Source organism: Virgibacillus halodenitrificans (assembly GCF_001878675.1).
Classification (GTDB): Bacteria; Bacillota; Bacilli; order Bacillales; family Amphibacillaceae; genus Virgibacillus_Q; species Virgibacillus_Q halodenitrificans.
In genome coordinates this window covers 3,751,749-3,771,045 of the sequence record NZ_CP017962.1, presented here as the reverse complement: position 1 = coordinate 3,771,045, position 19,297 = coordinate 3,751,749, and the positions used below count along the sequence as shown (strand labels likewise).

Here is a 19,297-nt window from a genome sequence, read left to right as displayed (position 1 = left end):
CGAAGGGGGAATATGGAGACTCCTGCGGGAGGAGAGGCCTCGATGAGATCCCCGAACGCGTAGCGTGAGGAAGCTCATCAGCCGCCCGCGGAAAGCGGAATATTTCCCCGTAGCGGTGTTTTACGCAGCCTCTATCTTCTTAGTTACTTCGGGGCCTTAATTATCAACACTCCATTCATCTGAATCTAACTGAGGGAGTTTATTTCAACAACGAATATACGAGATGTGTTTGTATCTTAACATTTTCAGTAGTACCGCGTTTTTTTTGTTGATATAGATGGTTAATGGACAAAAGCAGAGATTATTGAATTAGTTGTAAAAAAGAGCCTCACTCTGATATCGTGCTTCTATTTTCTACTAGTAAAATAGCTTTGGCTTGTGCTTGTTTGCTGTTGGGGCTGACTTTTTCTCTCTATAATCCTCGTTCATAGTCAAGGAACCGCAGTGATCATCAAATTCAAATGGAATAACTTGTTCATACGGTGGCGGAGTTAGTTTTACATTTGCGGAATGTCTGTATGGTGTATCAATGTTATGATCCTCTGTATCTCTTTCCTCGCGTAATTGATCCACAGCTAGTTCTCCTACCTGTCTTCCTAAACGTAATCCTTGCTCATTATCTACTGGGAAATGGACCCCTGCATATAAGCGGGATTGTGCAGCTTCTTCAGCTAGCTCGTGCAGGCGACGTCTTTCTGCAGGGAAAAAGTATGAAAGAACAGTTTCCGCAGCACCGGCGACAGCCGCATGACCAGATGGATAAGAAGGGTGTCTCGGCGTACAAAGGAAGGTTGCCAGGTTGTGATCTAATTGGTTTGGACGGGCGACAAACCATTTGAATTTATAAGACCATGTTAAAACAAATGCATCATTTATTGCCGCATGCAGTGCTGCTAATATTCTTGCACCCCTCGGAGCCTCTACGCCATAGGAATCGATTAGTTGATCTGCAATCGGTGTCCATTGCTTAGTAGCTACTCCTGATCCCCAGTATGTGGCAATTGTTTTTTGTTCCCTCGTTAACTTTCGCTGCGTTCGTTGTACAACAGCTAATTGTTTATACCAGTCGATCGACTCCGGATGACGAATTTTAAAGTGAATCGTCTTTCCATTGAAGGCTGATACCCATTCATCCTGTTGGTATCGAATAAAGTATGTTGTCCAGCTGCCGGCATAAGGAGCTTCGGCATTGTCAGGTGCTTTCGTTTCTCCTGCATACGGAAGTTCATTCCAACGGGGATAATCAGTATGTGGTGATCTTTTACTCATTGTCTTGCACCTCATTTCTAAACATATATAACTACAATATGTATAGAATGGGTTCTCGTATAGTTGATATATCACGGAAATGAACGAAAGAATAAATGTTAAAATAACATTTTTATACTTTTTCACAAGGACAACCGCCTCTTTTCCCGCTATAATGTAGATACAGAAATCTTTGTCGGGGAGTTTAGTCATGGTACAAAAACATAGATATAAATTATTGCTGGATAAAGTGAATCAATATAATTCAGGGGATAAAGGGATTACAAGAATTGCTTATACAGACCTGGAACAAACGTGCACACATGCCTTTATGCGCTTGTGTATTGCGGAGGGCATGGAGGTACGTCTGGACCCAAGTGGAAATATGATTGCACGGAGACAAGGTAGAAATAATGAGCTGCCCCCCGTTCTTATGGGATCGCATTTGGATACGGTTTATCAAGGAGGGCGCTATGACGGGGCGGTTGGAGTAACGGCTGCACTGGAAGTAGTGAAACGTATGAATGAAAAAAACATCATAACAGAGCATCCAATCGAGATTATTTCCTTTGCCTGTGAAGAATCTGCCCGCTTTGGTGTCTCCACGCTTGGTAGTAAAGCAATGACAGGTGCACTGGAAAAAGAGAAATATAGACAGCTCAAAGATCGTGATGGGATTACGGTTGAAAAGGCATTTTCTTTATGTGCGTTGGATTATGACCAAATTGATCAGGCGAGCAGGGCGGATGAGAAAATAAAAGCCTTTTTCGAATTGCACGTAGAGCAAGGGCCTGTATTATTAAACAACAAAAAGAAAATTGGGATTGTCACTGGAATTGCTGCACCAATTCGATTTTCAGTAAAGATGCTCGGCAAGGCTTCCCACTCAGGTACTACACCAATGAACATGAGAAAGGATGCACTTCTTGGTGCCGCTGAGTTATCTCTCGAGCTGGAACGAGCTGCGAAGCTTGAAGAAGCGGCTGGCACAGTTGCTACGATTGGGTATTTGAATTTACCTAATGGAGCGATGAATATTGTGCCAGGAGAGGTAGAGCTTAAAATTGATATTCGTTCCACTTGCTTGGAATCAAGGCAACGGGTGGCTGAACATGTCCATCATGCTATCGCTAAGATCCAAGCCGAAAGGGAGCTGGACATCGAAACAGTTGAAATTGCTTCGGAAGAGCCTGTGCAATTATCGGCAGAGATGAATCAAGATCTTGTAACTATTTGCGAAGAAAAATCGCTATCCTATCAGCAGATGCATAGTGGCGCAGGTCATGATGCAATGAATATGGCAAAACTTTGCCCTGTTGGCCTTATTTTCGTTCCTTCTGTAGATGGGCTTAGTCACCATCCCAATGAATTTACGGAGCTGGGCGATATTTTAGCAGAAATCGATGTGTTGGAAGAAGCGGTAGTGCAATGCGCGAGGGTAGCTGACTAAAGAGACAAGCTTAATAAAGTTAAATATATTTAAATAAATAAAGGGTACACAGACGCAATTTTTCATTGCGTGCGTGTACCCTCTTTGCTGTCTTCATACTTTGCAGAAATGAACCCAAGCGTTATACCCAGTAATGCACCACCCAATACTTCCAGCGGTTGATGGCCAAGAATTTCCTTTAACTCCTTCTCTTTGGCAACAAACTCAAAGCTAGGAAATTCTCCTGATAGGTCAGCAAATTTATCCTCCAACTCATTAACAAGCTGAGCAATCTCCCCTGTATGCCGGCGAATCCCTTGCGCATCATACATTACAATCACTCCAAATACGGTAGCTAGTGCAGTTTCCGTATGGCGCGAGCCTTTATTTGCAGCAATATACGTTGCCAATGCAGAGACCCCCGCAGAATGAGAACTCGGCATCCCGCCTGTCGTTGCTGCCTGCTTGATATCCCATTTCCCTGTCAGCCTTTTATGTGTAAGGATCTTAAGCCCTTGCGCGATCCCAATAGATGCTAATGCGGTGATAATTCCTTTATTCATCTTTGTTTCCACTATGTAACCTCCCATAAATCTGTCTATTCATTTCTTACCCTTAATAAGAAGTTTTTATGCGAGGGAAGAAATTCCTACGTCTTTTTCCCACTATTCATTACTATAAAAATTTTGTACGCTAGTTGTAGAGAAATATTAAAAGGGGAGGATGGCTATGAATATAACAAATGATTACAGAAGGAAATTATGCAGCCCGGCAGACGTGATAACTTTTATTAAACCGGAAACGGATTTGATCACACCACTACTTGCAGGCGAGCCATACGGTCTAATGAAACAATTGGAGACTGCAGGACATTTGCAGGGGAATCGTCTTTTTCAAATGTTTTCAACAAGAGATGTGTTGGAGGTAGACCCGGAAAAGGTAAAACTGATATCAATGTTTATGGGAGCAACCGAGCGTAAGGCGTTTAAGGAAGGCAAGTTAGATCTACTGCCAAATCACTTTTCAGATATACCAGCACTGTTAAAGCAAACAGCAAGAAATCCAGTAGTAATGGCAGTGGTTTCCCCAATGGACAAAAATGGCTACTTCTCACTAGGTGCCAATTGTGATCATACTGCTGCACTGCTATCAACGGCTGAAACCGTATTACTTGAAGTAAATGAGAATATGCCTCGTACCTTTGGGGAAAATCAAATACATATTTCGCAAGTTACAGCCCTAATTGAAAATCACCAAGCGTTACCTGAGGCCCCCGCTGTATTGCGCCAGTCAGAAAAGGATAAACGCATTGGAGAGCATGTTGCTGAACTTATCCATAATGGAGATGTGCTGCAAATTGGTTTTGGTTCTATTCCCAATGCCATTATGGATTATTTAAAGCATCATAGAAATTTGAGTATACATACGGAAATGATTCCAGAAAAAATTATCGACTTATTTGATAGTGGTGCCGTAACAAATGAAAATAATCCATTCTATAAAGAAAAAATGACAGCAACCTTCGCTTATGGTTCCAGATCTCTGTATGATTTCCTACATGAAAATAAGGATGTTTATATGCTTCCTGTAAACAAGACAAACTATATTTGTGAGCTGCAGGCAGTGAAGAATTTAGTAACGGTAAATGCAGGGGTAGAGGTTGATTTTCTTGGCCAGGTCAATTCCGAAATGGTAGGAGGAAATTACTGGTCTTCCACGGGGGGGCAAGCTGATTTCCAATTAGCTTCCCGCATTTCAGAAGGAGGCAAGGGGTTTATTTGTCTGCACTCAACAGCGAAACAAGATACAATTTCAAAAATAGTCCCTACATTAAAGCCAGGCACTCCTGTGACCACTTCCAAAAACGATGTTGATTATATTGTAACAGAGTATGGTGTAGCAAAATTACGGGGGAAGGCAATTAGAGAACGCACGAAAGCATTAATTGATATCGCCCATCCTGCTTTTAGGGAAGAGCTGCTTTTTGAAGCAAAAAAACTAGGATATGTATAAGCGTAATATAGCGCTGCTTCCATTGCTTTCTCGTTTTTCTTGCCCTATACTAACATGACAGAATACTTGGTTGAAGGAAGGATGAATAAGCATGACATTTGAAGAAATACTCCCACAAGTAAAGGCAGGTAAAAAGGTAATCCGTCAGGGCTGGGGAGGCCCTGAGCTATATGTGAAGCTTGTTGGTGAAACAGAGCATGATGGAGAAAGATTGAATCCATATTTTTTGATTAATGTAGAGGGGGAGGGCTACACCATGTTCAGCCCAACCGTTTGCGACATTCTTGCTGATGATTGGCAGATTGTTGAGCAGGAAGCCCGCCGCTAATGGAAAATAAGATGAGATTTCCTGAGTTTAACGGAAAAACAGTATTTGTAACCGGCGCAGGTTCAGGTATTGGCCGAGCACAAGCATTAGCTTTTTTAGAAAATGGTGCAAATGTAGTTGGCTTTGATCTCGTTGGAAAAGGATTAAACGAATTTTTTCAGCAATATGAAGCTCGATTTTTGTTTATCGAGGGCAGTGTTTCAGAAAAGAAAGTCGTTGAAGAAGCGGTTCAGCATGCTTTAGCTGAATTTGGCAGAATTGATATTTTACTAAATACAGCTGGTGTGCTGGATGGCTATGCAAAAACCTTGGATACGGATGAAGCATTATGGGACAGGGTTATGAATACAAACATAAAAGGCACTTACTTTGTAACGAATGCCATTCTTCCCCATATGATAGAAAATGCCTCTGGGGTCATCGTGAATATGGCTTCGATTGCAGGGCTTGTTGCTGGTGGGGGAGGAGCTGCTTATACAGCTTCTAAGCATGCCATTATCGGTTATACCAAGCAGCTTGATCTGGATTATTGCCGTGAAGGAGTCCGCGCAAATGCGATTGCACCGGGAGCTATTCAAACTCCAATGAATGCAGCTGATTTTGCTGGGGATGGTGCGATGGCCGATTGGGTAGCAAGTGAAACACCTGCCGGGCGCTGGGCTCAGCCAGAGGAGGTTGCTGGTCTGACGCTTTTTTTGGCAAGTAATGCAGCAGATTACATACATGGAGCAGTTATGCCAATGGATGGTGGCTGGACAATAAAGTAAAGAATGCCTATTCGAATTTAAAATAGTTTGCTATAATAGGCAGGCAGGCTTGCAAAGGTCTGCACTACGGCACTTGGTCTTCCTTTGGTCGTAGTTATTACTAAGACAGTAGGAAACTGTCTTACAAAGGAGATAGTAAATTGAATAAAACGATTTCGAACACATCGGTTACCACATCCGTCAGCGAACTAACTAAAGTAGCGCTCATTGTAGCACTATATGTAGTTGTTACAGCCTGGTTTGCAGTATTTAGCTTTGGAGCTATCCAGCTAAGAATGTCAGAGATGTTCAATTATCTCGCACTCTATCATAAACGATATGTCCTTGCTGTAACATTAGGTGTAGTGTTTGCTAATTTCATGTCCCCAACATGGATGCTCGATGTACCTATTGGTGGACTTGCAACATTTTTAGTACTAATTTTATGCCGTGCTGCTACGAAAAACATTTCAAATCAAATAGTAAAGATGGCAGTAACTGCTGTAATTTTTGCATTATCTATGTTTACAGTTGCTGGACAACTATCAATTATGCTTGATTTGCCGTTCTTTTACACATGGCTTACCGTAGGACTTGGAGAATTATTATCCATGACGGTTGGTGGATTTTTTGTATATATGTTAAGTAAGAAAATTGATTTAAGCAAATAGTAAAGAGGCTGGAAGGAATATTACCTTTCAGCCTCTTTTGGTATGTAAAAAGCCCAAGCGGGAGTTCTCATTTGCTTGAGCAAGGGTGGGCCTGAGTTCTTATTCTGCTTCGGTAAGTACGTAGCGTTCTTTTCTTAATGCTTGCTGCAACGAGCTGAAAGTGGTCATCTTAGAAAAATCAAGTCCCAGCTGTACAGATGTCTGGGCAATCTCCGGGCGAATTCCTGTAAAAGTAACTTCAATTCCCAGCAAATTTAAAACTTGTGTCACTTGAAAAATTTGATTTGCTACCATTGTATCGATGACCGAAACCCCTGATAAGTCAATAAATAGCCTGGTAATCTCCTCATCCATACATTTATTAGGGACTACCTCTGCGATCTTCCTGGCCCTGAAAGTATCAATTTCTCCAATTACCGGTAATACCCCAATGGTATCATTAAGCTTAATAATAGGTGCGCCGAGTTCATCAATAAGACTTTGTTGGGCTGATAGTCGGGTGTTCATCAGTTCTGCATATGTACGGGTAAATGCAATATTTAACTCGTCAAATGCTAAGTGAATCGTCTCACCCCATTTTAAGATGACCTCTGTGGGAATTGTTTCTTCCTGCTCATTTACAAATCGTTCAATTTGCCAACCAAAAACTTTTCTGACCCTGCTTAGGGCATCGATGACATCAGGGAATGGCGTGTTGCTGGCAACCCTGCTTTCTGCAACCAAATGAGCCCATTCGATCTTATTTTGTTCAAAATTACCTTCGTCCCCGAGAAGACTACTTGCTATAGTCAGATTCGTCATTTTATTCTGCTTGCGAAGCGTCTGTTCTGCTTCTGACCCTGCATCTATCGAATAAACGGAATCAGAAGTATTGTCTCTAAGTGCGAGCCATTCGTCTGTAATTTTTGTCGTGTTATCCAAAATATATGTATATAATCTTTGATTCCAATCCGCCATTGTTATTCTTACTCCTTTATAGTGGAAGTATATTGCCAAGCTGCCATTTTTAAGAGCAAGTGGCGCTCATTTTTCTTCTGTTCTCATATTACCAAATTTCTTCACAGATGCATAAGATTTATATGCTCCTTTCCATTTTTCCACTAAAAAGAATTATCATTCATTATTGTTATTATAATCAAAAAACGAAACCTAATCTTCCGGGAAGCGTAAAAAAGAATAGATGCTAACCGGAAATGGAGGGGTAAGGTTTTGGCTATGAAAGAAAGAAAAGAAGACAGACGTATGCGAAGAGCAGAAGTCATTTCTGATATAATCAGCTGGATACCGGAATTGCTGTTCCTGCCAATCAGATTAGTTATTTGGTTGTTAAGAGGGCTAGTGAGCCTTGTTAAAGGAGTGCTCGGAAATTGGTAGAAGTGAGGTTGCGAAAAGAATTATGGAAGGAGAATGAAAATGGGGACGAATTTTACGTCGTAACCGTTGCTTATTCTTCAGAAACTTATACAGGAGACTTAACGATGGATGCAACGGAATCTATTCATTTAGCATTTTTTCACCCGAATGAATTACCAACGCCCCTCGTTAAAAGTCATGAAAAGATCTTGAAAGAATTCCTGGCATGGGGCTGATGACGGACATTGGGAGCGAGAAACTGGGTGTGAATGTCTATCATGAGTGAGATGACGGACATTGGGAGCGTGAAACCGCGTGAGAATGTCTATCATGAGTGAGATGACGGACATTGGGAGAGTGAAACTGGGTGTGAATGTCTATCATGAGTGAGATGACGGACATTGGGAGCGTGAAACCGCGTGAGAATGTCTATCATGAGAGCGATGACGGACATTGGGAGCGAGAAACTGGGTGTGAATGTCTATCATGATGTAGATGGCGGACATTGGGAGCGAGAAACCGGGTGTGAATGTCTATCATAAGGTTGATGAGGGACATTGGGAACGCGAAACTGGGTGTGAATGTCTATCATGAGTGAGATGACGGACATTGGGAGCGTGAAAATGCCTGACAATGTCTATCATCAGGCATAAGTCGGACATTCAGAGATGCAGTTTAATAGATTCTCCCTACAGCTTTCTACTGCCCATCATCAATCCCTCATCATTCCATCTCAAATCTCCGGCTCCTCTCCAAAACCTTCCCCCACGCTTACATTCAGTTATACACTTTCTCAAGGACTTGCTTTTTATGAACATTAGAAGCTCGGCGAGAACGTCTCCACTGCAATAGAACGACCACCCCAATGAAGCCTATTCCAACTAAATCCGATATTACCCCCGGATACATCATGAAAAAGCCAATTGATATTAATAGCATACGTTCAAGCATGCTTGCTTTTCTGACCAACCAGCCAATTAAGCCGGCTGCGAGCATGACGACACCGAGGAGGGCGGAAAGTACAGAAGTAAGAATTGCCCCGAGAGAACCATTTAACAATAATGAAGGTTCAAAAACGAACAGGAATGGCACGATAAAGCCAACCAGACCAAGTCTGACAGCCTCTATGCCAACCCTGTTCGGATTGGCGTCAGCAATTCCCGCTGCAGCAAAAGCAGCAACTGCCACCGGAGGCGTGATTGCTGAAAAAATAGAAAAATAGACTATGAATAAATGTGCTGCCATGATAGGTACACCCAGTTCAATGAGGGCTGGTGCTGCAAGCATTGCTGTTAAGATATATGCAGCAGCAACAGGCATGCCCATTCCGAGAATGATACATATTACCATAATGAGCAATAAGGTTGGCAAAAGCATTCCCTCTGTTAACCCTAGCACAATACTAGTTAATTTACCGCCAAGCCCAGTCGACATAATCCCTGCGATAACTAATCCTGCTGCGGCACAGGCGGTAGTTACGGGGATGGCTGATTTGGCGCCATCAATCATTGCTGCCGTAATTCCCTTCCAGCCCATACGTGTATTTTTTCTGAAAAAGCTAATAAGAATAACGGAAATAATACCGTAGAAGCCTGTTCGAGAAGCGCTGGCGCCCCCCAATAAAAAGGTAATTAACACGACTAATGGCACGAAGTAATGCCAGCCATCTTTTAAAACGGCCGAAATTTTTGGAATAGAATCTTTGGAAGCTCTGGGAAGATCCAGGCGTAATGCTTCAAAGTGTACCATTGCCAATAAAGATACATAATAAAGTATTCCTGGAACGATTGCTGCAAGTACAATTGCCTCATATGGTAATTGTGTAACGGCAGCCATTAAAAAGGCCGAGGACCCCATGATTGGTGGCAGGATGCTCCCACCTGTAGAGGCAGCGGCTTCTACAGCTGCAGCAAATGTTGGCTTATAGCCAGTTTTCTTGCTTACTGGAATAGTAAATGCTCCAGTTGTTACGACATTTGCAGTTGGACTCCCGGAAATAGAACCGAAAAAGGCGCTTGCCAACACAGCTACCTTTGCGGCGCCACCTTTGGTTCTTCCGGCAATGGCCGTGGAAAGCTGAAAGAAGAATTCTCCAGCTCCTGCTTTATTTAAAAAGGCACCGAACAGAATAAACATAAAGACAAAGGAGGCTGCCACAGAGATTGGTGACCCCCAGAGGCCATTCAAGCTAAAAGCCAGATCATCGAGCACCTCCACGTTGGTAAAAGGCCGATGTCCAAGCATCCCCTCAAAAAAATGTCCCCATCGTGCATAACCTATGCCGATTAATGAAATAATTACAATCGGTAAACCGATCGTCCTGCGGGCAGCCTCTAAACTAAGCAGGACGAATACCAATCCAAAAAATATATCTGCACTTGTTAGTGGCTCCATTATAGGAATGCGGACAGCAATTCGCTCGGCGTGAAGGCTGTAATACACTCCGGCCGCTAATGCAAGCAGCACAGCAACATAATCGAAAAATACAACAGCCTTGGATTTTGCAGTACGCTTAATTAAAAAGGTTAAACCTAAAATAAGTGCAAGGTGAATAGCCATTTGGTTCATTGGGTTTAATTTCCCCCAAGTGACAGACCAAATTTGAAACAAGCTTAATATAATAGCAATACACACAAATAGTTGTGAACGTAATTTTGTTAAGCTGTGTTTCTCCTCTGCCAAAATGATCCCCGTAAATATCTTCTTCACAATAACCCCTCATTCCATAGGAACTCTCTCCATGTTGGTCCTGACAAACTAGTTATCTATCCATCCATCCCTTTTCCTTAAAAAACTTTACTGCGCCAGGGTGAAGAGGGACATCTCCAACATCCATCATGTTTTCTCCAGACAAATTCTCAAATTCCTTATGTACCGTTTTTAAATAATCCAAATTCTCATAAATAGCTTTGGTAACTTGATAAACTTCCTCTTCGGATACATTTTGGTTTACAAGTAGAATAGCTGGTGTATTTACCGTGTTAATATCATCTTTTTGAAAATTGTAGCTTTCTGCTTGGATCTTTCCTGTCAGCATTCCAAGCTCATCTGCAACAGACTGATTTACCTGTTGTTCCAAGGCAAGCATTTTTAAATCAATGGTTGTGGAGGCTTCCAAAATATCACTCGAAGGTACAGAAACTGCATCACCCGTTATGTCTACTCGCTTATCTGCCATCAATTCAAATGTTTTTGCCCCACTTAAATGATCGACTGACCCGCCCCAGGAGATGATATCCTCATACGTTACACCATACTCGTCGAGCATTTTTCTGGTGATGATTTCGCCCGCAGAGCCTTTTTGATCTACAGCCAAGTGAATCGGAGCTTTATTCTCTACAATTTCTTTTAGTGAATCATATGCCAAATCTGCTCTGGCAACTAACTGATAGTAGTTTGCAGGAATAACAACACTTACAGCTCGAATATCCTCATATGGCTGGTCATATGGTTCTTCTCCTTTGTATGCGGCATAAGCCGTCATCGTATAGGACAATCCATATGGCACCTTATTCATCCCAACAGTTGGTGGATTTTCCACAATGCCACCTGGTTCTACGGTAATAACGGATCCGTCATGCTTTCTGCGAATGGACTCAGCAATTCCTTCTGTAAAAACAGACCATGCTCCCCCTGTTCTTCCACCAATTATGATGGTTTGAAGAGCTGTATTTTTTCCCTCTGTTTGCTCAGAGCTAGCTGATCCTGACGCCCCGCATGCGGTTAGAAATAGTAGAATTAATAATGACAGCAGTAAACTATTCCTCTTCATTATCATCTGTCTATTGCTCCTTTGCTGATGATTTCTTTGGCCCTGGTTTTACTTGTAAGCTAATGTCCAAAGCAGTTACAGAGTGGGTTAGAAATCCCAAAGAAATATAATCTACCCCTGTGTGTTGATATGTTGCCAAATTATCAAGTGTGATACCACCAGACGCTTCTGTAATAATAGAATCAGGTACATATTTGTTGAATTGAATTACTTCTGCAGGAGAACGATTATCAAACATAATAATGTCAGCACCTGCTTCCACAGCTTCGAGAACTTCTTCCTTCGTTTCGGTTTCCACTTCAATTTTCACCATATGGCCAATTTTTTCCCGCACCTGGTGGACTGCTTTTGTTATGGAGCCGGCAAATGAAATATGATTATCCTTAATCATTACCCCATGCTCCAGGCCGAAGCGATGATTTCTTCCACCACCGCATGTCACCGCATATTTATCGAACATTCGTAAGCCAGGTGTAGTTTTTCGTGTGTCACAAATATGTATGGATGGATCGTTTAATTCGCTGACGCTTCTTGCTGTAATAGTCGCAATTCCGCTCATTCGTTGGATAAGATTTAAGATAACCCGCTCTCCGGCAAGTAACGGAACAATTGGCCCGTGCGCCTCGGCAAGTACATCTCCGCCCCTCACTTGATCCCCGTCTTGAAAAAATACTACTACAGTAATGGAAGGATTTAGAAGCATATAGGCCTCTTCAATAATCTCCAAACCCGCCACCACCCCTGACTCTTTAGCGATAAAAACGCCATGGCCTGGCTGATTTGGAGGAAAAATGGATTCACTTGTTATATCTGTATCCCCTATGTCCTCTATCAGAAATTGCTGTACTAAATTTCGTAGTTTTAATTTGTTCATTTCTAAACCCCTTATTGGATATTGTGATATTTTTCACATTTAAACCCCTGTTTTCCTATTGCTGTTACACCTGATTGAAATGTAAAGTACATTTTTATATTATTAAGTATACAGGTGTCTTGTCATCTATATTTACACAAGTTTTAGCGAAAGGCAAGCGTTTTTTTGCTATAATATATGGCATAAGGAAATTGCGGATTCAGGAAGGTGCTACATAATGAATGAGGAACAGAAAATGTCATCAATAAAAAGGCAAAACCTAATTATGAAGTTGTTACGCGATGCAGAGGAGCCAATTACTGGCAGTGAATTTGCAAAGCAAACGAATGTCAGCAGACAGGTAATTGTGCAGGATGTCTCAATATTAAAAGCAAAAAAAGAACCAATTATGGCCACAAGCCAAGGGTATGTACTGCTGGGCAAGCAGAAGAGTCAAGGTCTTCTGGAACGAATTGTTGTATGTAAACATACACCCAAGCAAACACAGGAAGAATTGAATATTTTTGTTGACCATGGAGTTAAGGTGAAGGATGTCATTGTTGAACACGCGGTTTATGGTGACCTGACCGCATCTGTCATGGTAAGCAATCGGGCAGAAGCAAACCGATTTATTGAAAAGATACAGGAAACGAATGCAGTCTATCTTTCGAGCCTTACGAATGGAATTCATCTTCATACATTGGAGGCAGATACGCAGGAAAAGCTGGATGCCGCCTGTGATGCTTTGAAGAAAGCTGGGATATTGGTGGAATAGTTTCTTATGGGAAGCTTAAAAAGACGGACAGCTTCCAGCAGTTGGAGCTGTCCGTCCAGCTTAAATGATTAAGAATAAGTGCTTGAAAGTAGCTTATACTGATCCACTGATATAAGACAAAACAGTTATACTCAAAACTAAACCAATAATAATTCCTGTGGCAAGTCCAGATTGCTTTCGCCGGGAAAAAGTAATCCCGACTATTGAAGTAATTAGACCGAACATGGGAATGAATGGTGTGATCCAATAAAGAAAAAATGAAAATATGCCTAACAATAATCCGGCAAGTGACCAATAATTTTTTTCTACTGCTGCATATTACTTTGGTGAACTAGCTTTTAATCCTGTCTTCATAATTCCACCTCTTCCATCTACTAATTATTACCATATTATCATATATTTCGTTATTAATTGCCTTAAATTATAAAACCATAATAAAATAGAAAAGAAGCGAAAAGAATCTATTATGAAAGTCGGACAAACTGAAATGAGGTAAAATGAGTTGAATGATATAGAAGAAGATTCGAACATGAAGAAAAGTGATTTTAGAGCTACTATAAAAAAATTGGTAGAGCATAAAAATTTTCAATCTGCTGTTATTGCGATTATTGTTTTAAACGGGATCGTCATTACCGCAGAGACTTATTTTATTGGAAATACTTTTTTGCAAGCAGTGGATCGGATTATTATCTGGGTCTTTGTCGTGGAGCTTTTGCTTAAAATGATCGGGCTTGGTGTGAAGGGCTACTTCTCAAAGAAATGGAATATTTTTGACTTTGTCATTGTAGCAGGGAGTTTAGTGTTTTATACTACACCGTTTGTTAGTGTAATGCGATTGCTACGGGTGCTAAGATTACTCCGAATGATTCCCGCCATTCCTGCGTTACGAAAGATTGTTGATTCCCTTATGAAATCTATCCCTGCACTGACTGGGATCCTTGGTTTATCAATGCTGATTTTCTCTATTTATGCGATTATTGGAACGACTTATTTTAGGGATGTGCTACCTGGAGAGTTTTTTGGCAGCTTCCATACGTCACTGTTTACCTTATTGCAGGTAGTTACTTTTGAATCGTGGGCAAGTCAGGTTGCCCGACCGGTTATGAGTGAAGTCCCATGGGCGTGGGTCTATTTTGTTTCGTTTATCATTATCGGTGCATTGGTTATTTTAAACTTGATTGTTGCTGTAATCCTAAGTTACCTGGGTCAAGAGGAGGAGGATCACAGAGGCGGGCAGATGGATCGGTTATATAATGAGAATGCTGAAATTAAACAAGAGCTGCGGGAAATCAAAGCGCTGTTGGCGGATAAAAAAACAAATAATGACAGTGAATGAATGTCTTTAAAAGTAATTGATGACCGGCATTCCGCTTATGAAAGACATTGTCATGTGGTTTTGTAGCCTGAATGTCCGTCATCAGCATCATGATAGACATTCCCGTGCGATTTCGTGCTCTCAATGTCCGTCATCGCCCTTATGATAGACATTCCCGCATGATTTCGTGCTCTCAATGTCCGTCATCAGCATCATGAAAGACATTCCCGCATGATTTCGCACTCTCAATGTCCGTCATCAGCATCATGAAAGACATTTCCGTGCGATTTTGCGCTCGCAATGTCCGTCATCGCCCTTATGAAAGACATTGCCGCATGATTTTGTGCTCGCAATGTCCGTCATCAGCATCATGAAAGACATTTCCGTGTGATTTCGCGCTCTCAATGTCCATCATCGCCCTTATGATAGACATTCCCGCGAGATTTCTAGGTCTCAATGTCCGTCATCAGCATCATGAAAGATATTGCCGTGCGATTTTGCGCTCTCAATGTCCGTCATTGACATTATGATAGACATTCCCGCATGATTTCGTGCTCGCAATGTCCGTCATCAGCATCATGAAAGACATTGCCATGCGATTTTGCGCTCTCAATGTCCGTCATTGGTATCATGAAAGACATTGCCATGTGATTTCGAGGTCTAAATGTCCATCATCGCGCTCCCAATGTCCCTTACGTCTGTAAGAGCATTCATCAGAGTAACAAAATAACCTTGCAGCATTTCATAGAAAGGTTACAAGGTTGTTTTTATACTATGTTCTTTTTTTAAAAGTTATTAGGAGGGAAGGCCGACTAAAAGCGGCCTTTGCATTAACTTCACCGTACTCCTAATCATGTTCTCAAAGACGAGAATGGTTAAGTCATTCCTCCCTGCATAAAAAGTAACACCGATGCACACTTTTATTGCCAGATGCCTCGGTGTTGCTAAACAGCGCTTCATAAATTACCAATCTTTTTAAGCTTGGTTATCCACACGTTTTTTTAATAAGCCAAGTAAAACTGCAGATACGATAGAGCCAATAACTACAGCTAGTAGATATAGAAGCCAGCCGCCTTCTACAAGTGGGAATACAAAGATACCGCCATGAGGAGCTTGCAGTCCGATATTGAACATCATACTTAAACCTCCGGTCACAGCAGAACCAACCATAAGAGATGGAATAACCCGAAGCGGGTCTGCTGCTGCAAAGGGAATTGCCCCTTCTGTAATAAAAGATAGGCCCATGATATAGTTTACTTTTCCAGCCTCACGTTCTTGCTGGTTAAATTTATTACGAAATACGGTTGTTGCGACTGCGATTGCTAATGGAGGAACCATACCTGCAGCCATGATCGCTGCCATTGGTTCGTACACGCCACTTGCAATTAACCCCGTACCAAATAAATATGCTGCTTTATTAACTGGACCACCCATATCAAATGCCATCATAAGCCCAAGTACAATTCCGAGAAATACAGCATTGCCTGTGCCAAGGCCTGTCAACCAATCTGAGATTGCAGTATTTAACAGACTAAATGGTTTATTGACAACAAAGAACATAAGGAAGCCAGTAATGGCAATTCCGAGTAATGGATAAAGCAGGATCGTTTTGATTCCTTCCAATGAAGATGGTAATCTGGACAGTGCTTTTTTAAGACCGACAACTAAATAACCACCAAGAAAACCTGCTACAATACCTCCGAGAAAGCCTGCGCCACTACTTGCTGCCATTAAACCGCCAACCATACCCGGAGCAAAACCTGGACGATCAGCAATACTCATTGCAATAAAACCAGCCAATACTGGAATCATCAGGGCAAACGCATTTCCGCCACCAATCGTATTTAATGCTTCAGCAATTACAGAATAAGATGGGTCATCTGGAATATGTGCATTTACACCAAATAAGAATCCTAAAGCAATCAAAATTCCGCCACCAATAACGAATGGAAGCATATTGGAAACCCCACTCATTAGATGCTTATAAATTGTTGCGCCAATGCTTTTTCCTTTTTGTTCTTCTTGATCATCGGCACTGGAATTATTGTTTTTATATATTGCTGCCTCTTGCTTTAAAGCCCGGTCAATTAATTCTTTAGGCTTGCGAATCCCCTCTGCTACAGGAACTTCAATGACATGCTTACCACTGAAGCGACCCATGGCAACATTGGTGTCTGCTGCAACAATGACAGCAACAGCCTTTTCAATATCCTCTGCCGTCAGCACGTTTTTAGCTCCCCCAGAACCATTTGTCTCTACCTTTATATCCACGCCCATTTCTTCTGCTTTTGATTTAAGGGAATCAGCAGACATATACGTATGGGCAATTCCAGTTGGACATGCAGTCACTGCCACGACAAAAGGTTTACTCTCATCTGAAACTACGGGTTGCTCTTCTTCTTTATCACTTTCATCATAGTGATTAATGATGGAAAGAATGTCATCCTCTGTTTTTGCTTCCAAAAGCTGTTTGCGTACCTCTTCACGCATTAAGATTGTAGATAGTCTTGCGAGTGCTTGTAAGTGAGTATCGTTTGCCCCTTCTGGTGCTGCAATCATGAAAAATAAATGAGAGGGCTGTCCATCTAGTGATTCATATTCTATACCACTTACAGATCTTCCAAACGCAATGGCAGGTTGCTTTACAGCCTTTGTTTTTGCGTGTGGAATGGCAATCCCATCACCAATTCCTGTTGTACTTTGTTCTTCTCTATTTAAAATCTGTTGTTTAAACTCTGCTCGATCTGATAATTTCCCAGCCTTTTCCAATACGGATACTAATTCTTCGACTGTATCCAGCTTATTGGAACTACTTAAAGAAAGATTAATGGTGTCTTTGGTTAACAGTTCAGTTATTCTCATGTCCATTCTCCTCCATCTGGTTTGTTAGTTTTACCTGTGGTAACAGACTCTCAACTTTCTCTTTACTGCATAACCCGTTCGAAAATGCTGTAGCACTGCCTGCAGCTACACTGTATTGGAAAGCTTCCTTCACTGCTCTTGTTTTAAGATATGTTGCAACAAATCCTGCTACCATCGAATCTCCTGCTCCTACAGATCCCTTGACCTCACCTTTGGGGACTGTGGCAATATAACAGACATCCTTACTAATAAAGACAGCGCCTTCCCCTGCAAGAGAGACAATGACATGCTGGGCTCCTTGTTTAACAAGCTCCCGGCCATAAGGAATGGCATCTTCACACGAGGAAATCGTGACATTAAATAGATCGCCAAGCTCGTGATGATTTGGTTTGATTAAAAAAGGCTGATATGGCAGTACCTTTTTAAGCAAGTCTCCTTCTGCATCTACTACAAAAGCAGCGCCATTATGGTGACATAGCTTCACTAACTTTTCATAGATTGTTGATGGTAGACTGGATGGAATGCTTCCGGCCAGAATAAGCATATCTTCACTGGTTAGATTGCTAATCCGGTGCTCAAGTTCTTGTAAATTCGCCTCCGTGATGGCAGGTCCCTTCGCATTTATTTCCGTTTCTTCATTTGCCCTTAGCTTCACGTTAATTCGTGTATCCTCTTCCACATAGACAAAATTGGTTTTAATCTGCTTCGATAGCAGGTAATCTTCAATATATTTTCCAGTGAATCCACCAAGGAAGCCGAGAGCTTCACTTTGGAGTCCTAATGTATTCAATACTTGAGACACATTAATTCCCTTTCCTCCGGGGTACTTAGCCTCACTGCTCGTTCGGTTCAACTCTCCCAAATGCACTTGGTCCATTTGCACAATATAATCGAGAGACGGGTTAAGTGTTAGTGTATAGATCATGGTGTAACCACCTTTATTTTCGTTTTAGTGCTTAGCTGTTCTTCTGTATCTGTTTCAATCTGGTTCGTAATAATAGTTGCGGTATGCAAGTCGCTTATTTTTGAAAAAGCGATCTCCGAGAACTTGGAATCATCAGCAAGTACATAAGCTTCTCTGGAGAGAGATATAGCTAGTTGTTTAACTTGGGCCTCCTCTTGATCGGGAGTGGTATATCCGAATTGTGGATGGATTCCATTTACACCCATAAAACATTTATCAAAACGATATTGCTGCAAGCTGTCAAGCGTACCTCTTCCGATCATTGCCTTTGTCTTCGGTTTTGCATAACCACCTAGAACATATGTCGGAATATTTCTTTCCAAAAGTTTGTCTACATGCATTAATCCGTTTGTAACGACAACAATTTTTTCAGGAAGATGAGGGATGAGTTCAAATATTGTGGAACCTGCATCAAGATAAATACTGTCCCCCTCTTCTATTAAACTTGCAGCGTACACGGCTATTTTTTGTTTTGTTTGAAGGTTTTTGGATGATTTCTCTATCATACTTGGTTCCTGTAGCTTCCCCTGTAGGCTGGAAGCTCCCCCATGAACTCTCTTTAAATATTTTTTCTCTTCAAGCTGTGTGAGGTCTCTGCGAATAGTTGATTCTGACGACTGTGTCAGCTCCACTAACTCTTGAAGTTTAACAGTATGCTTTTCTTTTAAACTATCTATAATAATTTGATGACGCTCTGATTCCAACAAAAGATCATCTCCTAAAACGCTTTCATTAATTATATTTCTATTATAGCTCCGTACAGAATAAAATTCAACCATTTTCAATCAAAAACATTCATTAACGATCAGTGAGAGTGAATGATTTATTTGAAAAGTATTATGATGGACATTGCCGTTCGATTTCAGAGTCGCAATGTCCGTCATTGTACTTATGATAGACAATGCCGCTTGAAAACCTGCCCCCAATGTCCGTCATCGCGCTTATGATAGACATTCTCGCATGAAAAC

At 41.5% G+C, this 19,297-nt stretch carries 18 protein-coding genes; 9 read left to right on the top strand and 9 right to left on the bottom strand.

Going from position 1 to position 19,297, the window contains the following annotated elements; all coding sequences use genetic code 11:
• Positions 1 to 357: 357 nt before the first annotated feature.
• A complete protein-coding gene (locus BME96_RS18595; RefSeq protein WP_071649877.1) occupies positions 358 to 1,269 on the bottom strand; it encodes a vanadium-dependent haloperoxidase in 912 nt (303 codons plus the stop codon).
• 190 nt (positions 1,270 to 1,459) lie between these two features.
• On the opposite strand from BME96_RS18595, the gene BME96_RS18590 reads away from it, so the two are divergent.
• Positions 1,460 to 2,698 carry a Zn-dependent hydrolase gene (locus BME96_RS18590; RefSeq protein WP_071649876.1) on the top strand — a complete coding sequence of 413 codons (1,239 nt, stop codon included), beginning with the start codon at positions 1,460 to 1,462 and terminating at the stop codon, positions 2,696 to 2,698.
• A 62-nt stretch (positions 2,699 to 2,760) separates the two neighbouring features.
• Here the strand turns inward: BME96_RS18590 and BME96_RS18585 are convergent, their stop codons facing one another.
• Positions 2,761 to 3,240: a divergent PAP2 family protein gene (locus BME96_RS18585; RefSeq protein ID WP_071650063.1), complete on the bottom strand. Its 480-nt coding sequence runs from the start codon at positions 3,238 to 3,240 to the stop codon at positions 2,761 to 2,763.
• Positions 3,241 to 3,406: 166 nt separating this feature from the next.
• On the opposite strand from BME96_RS18585, the gene BME96_RS18580 reads away from it, so the two are divergent.
• The 4 genes from BME96_RS18580 (at position 3,407) to BME96_RS18565 (ending at position 6,435) form a co-directional block, all read left to right on the top strand.
• On the top strand, positions 3,407 to 4,690 hold the full coding sequence (locus BME96_RS18580) for an acetyl-CoA hydrolase/transferase family protein (RefSeq protein ID WP_071649875.1): 1,284 nt from the start codon (positions 3,407 to 3,409) through the stop codon (positions 4,688 to 4,690).
• Positions 4,691 to 4,781: 91 nt separating this feature from the next.
• Positions 4,782 to 5,018 carry a DUF2829 domain-containing protein gene (locus BME96_RS18575; RefSeq protein ID WP_060678621.1) on the top strand — a complete coding sequence of 79 codons (237 nt, stop codon included), beginning with the start codon at positions 4,782 to 4,784 and terminating at the stop codon, positions 5,016 to 5,018.
• On the top strand, positions 5,018 to 5,785 hold the full coding sequence (locus BME96_RS18570; protein WP_231478655.1) for a 3-oxoacyl-ACP reductase: 768 nt from the start codon (positions 5,018 to 5,020) through the stop codon (positions 5,783 to 5,785). The genes BME96_RS18575 and BME96_RS18570 overlap by 1 nt, the downstream gene beginning before the upstream one ends.
• Positions 5,786 to 5,925: 140 nt before the next feature.
• On the top strand, positions 5,926 to 6,435 hold the full coding sequence (locus BME96_RS18565) for a QueT transporter family protein (RefSeq protein WP_040956816.1): 510 nt from the start codon (positions 5,926 to 5,928) through the stop codon (positions 6,433 to 6,435).
• A gap of 99 nt (positions 6,436 to 6,534) precedes the next feature.
• Here the strand turns inward: BME96_RS18565 and BME96_RS18560 are convergent, their stop codons facing one another.
• Positions 6,535 to 7,392, bottom strand: a complete 858-nt coding sequence (locus BME96_RS18560; RefSeq protein WP_071649874.1) for an STAS domain-containing protein — start codon at positions 7,390 to 7,392, stop codon at positions 6,535 to 6,537.
• Between the two features lie 252 nt (positions 7,393 to 7,644).
• Between BME96_RS18560 and BME96_RS19705 the strand changes: the two genes are divergently transcribed.
• Both BME96_RS19705 and BME96_RS18555 read left to right on the top strand, forming a co-directional pair.
• The gene (locus BME96_RS19705; RefSeq protein WP_019375888.1) at positions 7,645 to 7,809 is read left to right on the top strand and encodes a hypothetical protein; all 165 of its coding nucleotides are present in this window, start codon (positions 7,645 to 7,647) and stop codon (positions 7,807 to 7,809) included.
• Positions 7,803 to 8,024, top strand: a complete 222-nt coding sequence (locus BME96_RS18555; protein ID WP_197035837.1) for an NUDIX hydrolase — start codon at positions 7,803 to 7,805, stop codon at positions 8,022 to 8,024. Before BME96_RS19705 ends, BME96_RS18555 begins: the two co-directional genes overlap by 7 nt.
• Before the next feature lie 541 nt (positions 8,025 to 8,565).
• Here BME96_RS18555 and BME96_RS18550 read toward each other — a convergent pair.
• Genes BME96_RS18550 through nadC form a run of 3 tightly spaced genes read right to left on the bottom strand, consistent with a single transcriptional unit; the run spans position 8,566 to position 12,434 of the window.
• The gene (locus BME96_RS18550) at positions 8,566 to 10,497 is read right to left on the bottom strand and encodes a TRAP transporter permease (protein ID WP_175618872.1); all 1,932 of its coding nucleotides are present in this window, start codon (positions 10,495 to 10,497) and stop codon (positions 8,566 to 8,568) included.
• A 52-nt stretch (positions 10,498 to 10,549) separates the two neighbouring features.
• Entirely contained in the window at positions 10,550 to 11,566 is a 1,017-nt protein-coding gene (locus BME96_RS18545; RefSeq protein WP_071649873.1) for a TAXI family TRAP transporter solute-binding subunit, read from the bottom strand.
• 4 nt (positions 11,567 to 11,570) lie between these two features.
• Positions 11,571 to 12,434, bottom strand: a complete 864-nt coding sequence (gene nadC, locus BME96_RS18540) for a carboxylating nicotinate-nucleotide diphosphorylase (RefSeq protein WP_071649872.1) — start codon at positions 12,432 to 12,434, stop codon at positions 11,571 to 11,573.
• A 217-nt stretch (positions 12,435 to 12,651) separates the two neighbouring features.
• On the opposite strand from nadC, the gene BME96_RS18535 reads away from it, so the two are divergent.
• Together BME96_RS18535 and BME96_RS18530 are read left to right on the top strand one after the other, a co-directional pair.
• Positions 12,652 to 13,188, top strand: a complete 537-nt coding sequence (locus BME96_RS18535; RefSeq protein WP_071649871.1) for a transcription repressor NadR — start codon at positions 12,652 to 12,654, stop codon at positions 13,186 to 13,188.
• Between the two features lie 502 nt (positions 13,189 to 13,690).
• The gene (locus BME96_RS18530) at positions 13,691 to 14,524 is read left to right on the top strand and encodes an ion transporter (protein WP_083547521.1); all 834 of its coding nucleotides are present in this window, start codon (positions 13,691 to 13,693) and stop codon (positions 14,522 to 14,524) included.
• 954 nt (positions 14,525 to 15,478) lie between these two features.
• Here the strand turns inward: BME96_RS18530 and BME96_RS18525 are convergent.
• The 3 genes from BME96_RS18525 to BME96_RS18515 are packed head-to-tail and all read right to left on the bottom strand — an operon-like array spanning position 15,479 to position 19,036.
• Positions 15,479 to 17,365: a PTS fructose transporter subunit IIABC gene (locus tag BME96_RS18525; protein ID WP_071649870.1), complete on the bottom strand. Its 1,887-nt coding sequence runs from the start codon at positions 17,363 to 17,365 to the stop codon at positions 15,479 to 15,481.
• Complete coding sequence (gene pfkB / locus BME96_RS18520) at positions 17,352 to 18,290, bottom strand: 1-phosphofructokinase (protein ID WP_071649869.1); 939 nt, start codon at positions 18,288 to 18,290, stop codon at positions 17,352 to 17,354. The genes BME96_RS18525 and pfkB overlap by 14 nt, the downstream gene beginning before the upstream one ends.
• Positions 18,287 to 19,036: a DeoR/GlpR family DNA-binding transcription regulator gene (locus BME96_RS18515; RefSeq protein WP_060680971.1), complete on the bottom strand. Its 750-nt coding sequence runs from the start codon at positions 19,034 to 19,036 to the stop codon at positions 18,287 to 18,289. The genes pfkB and BME96_RS18515 overlap by 4 nt, the downstream gene beginning before the upstream one ends.
• Between the last annotated feature and the right edge of the window lie 261 nt (positions 19,037 to 19,297).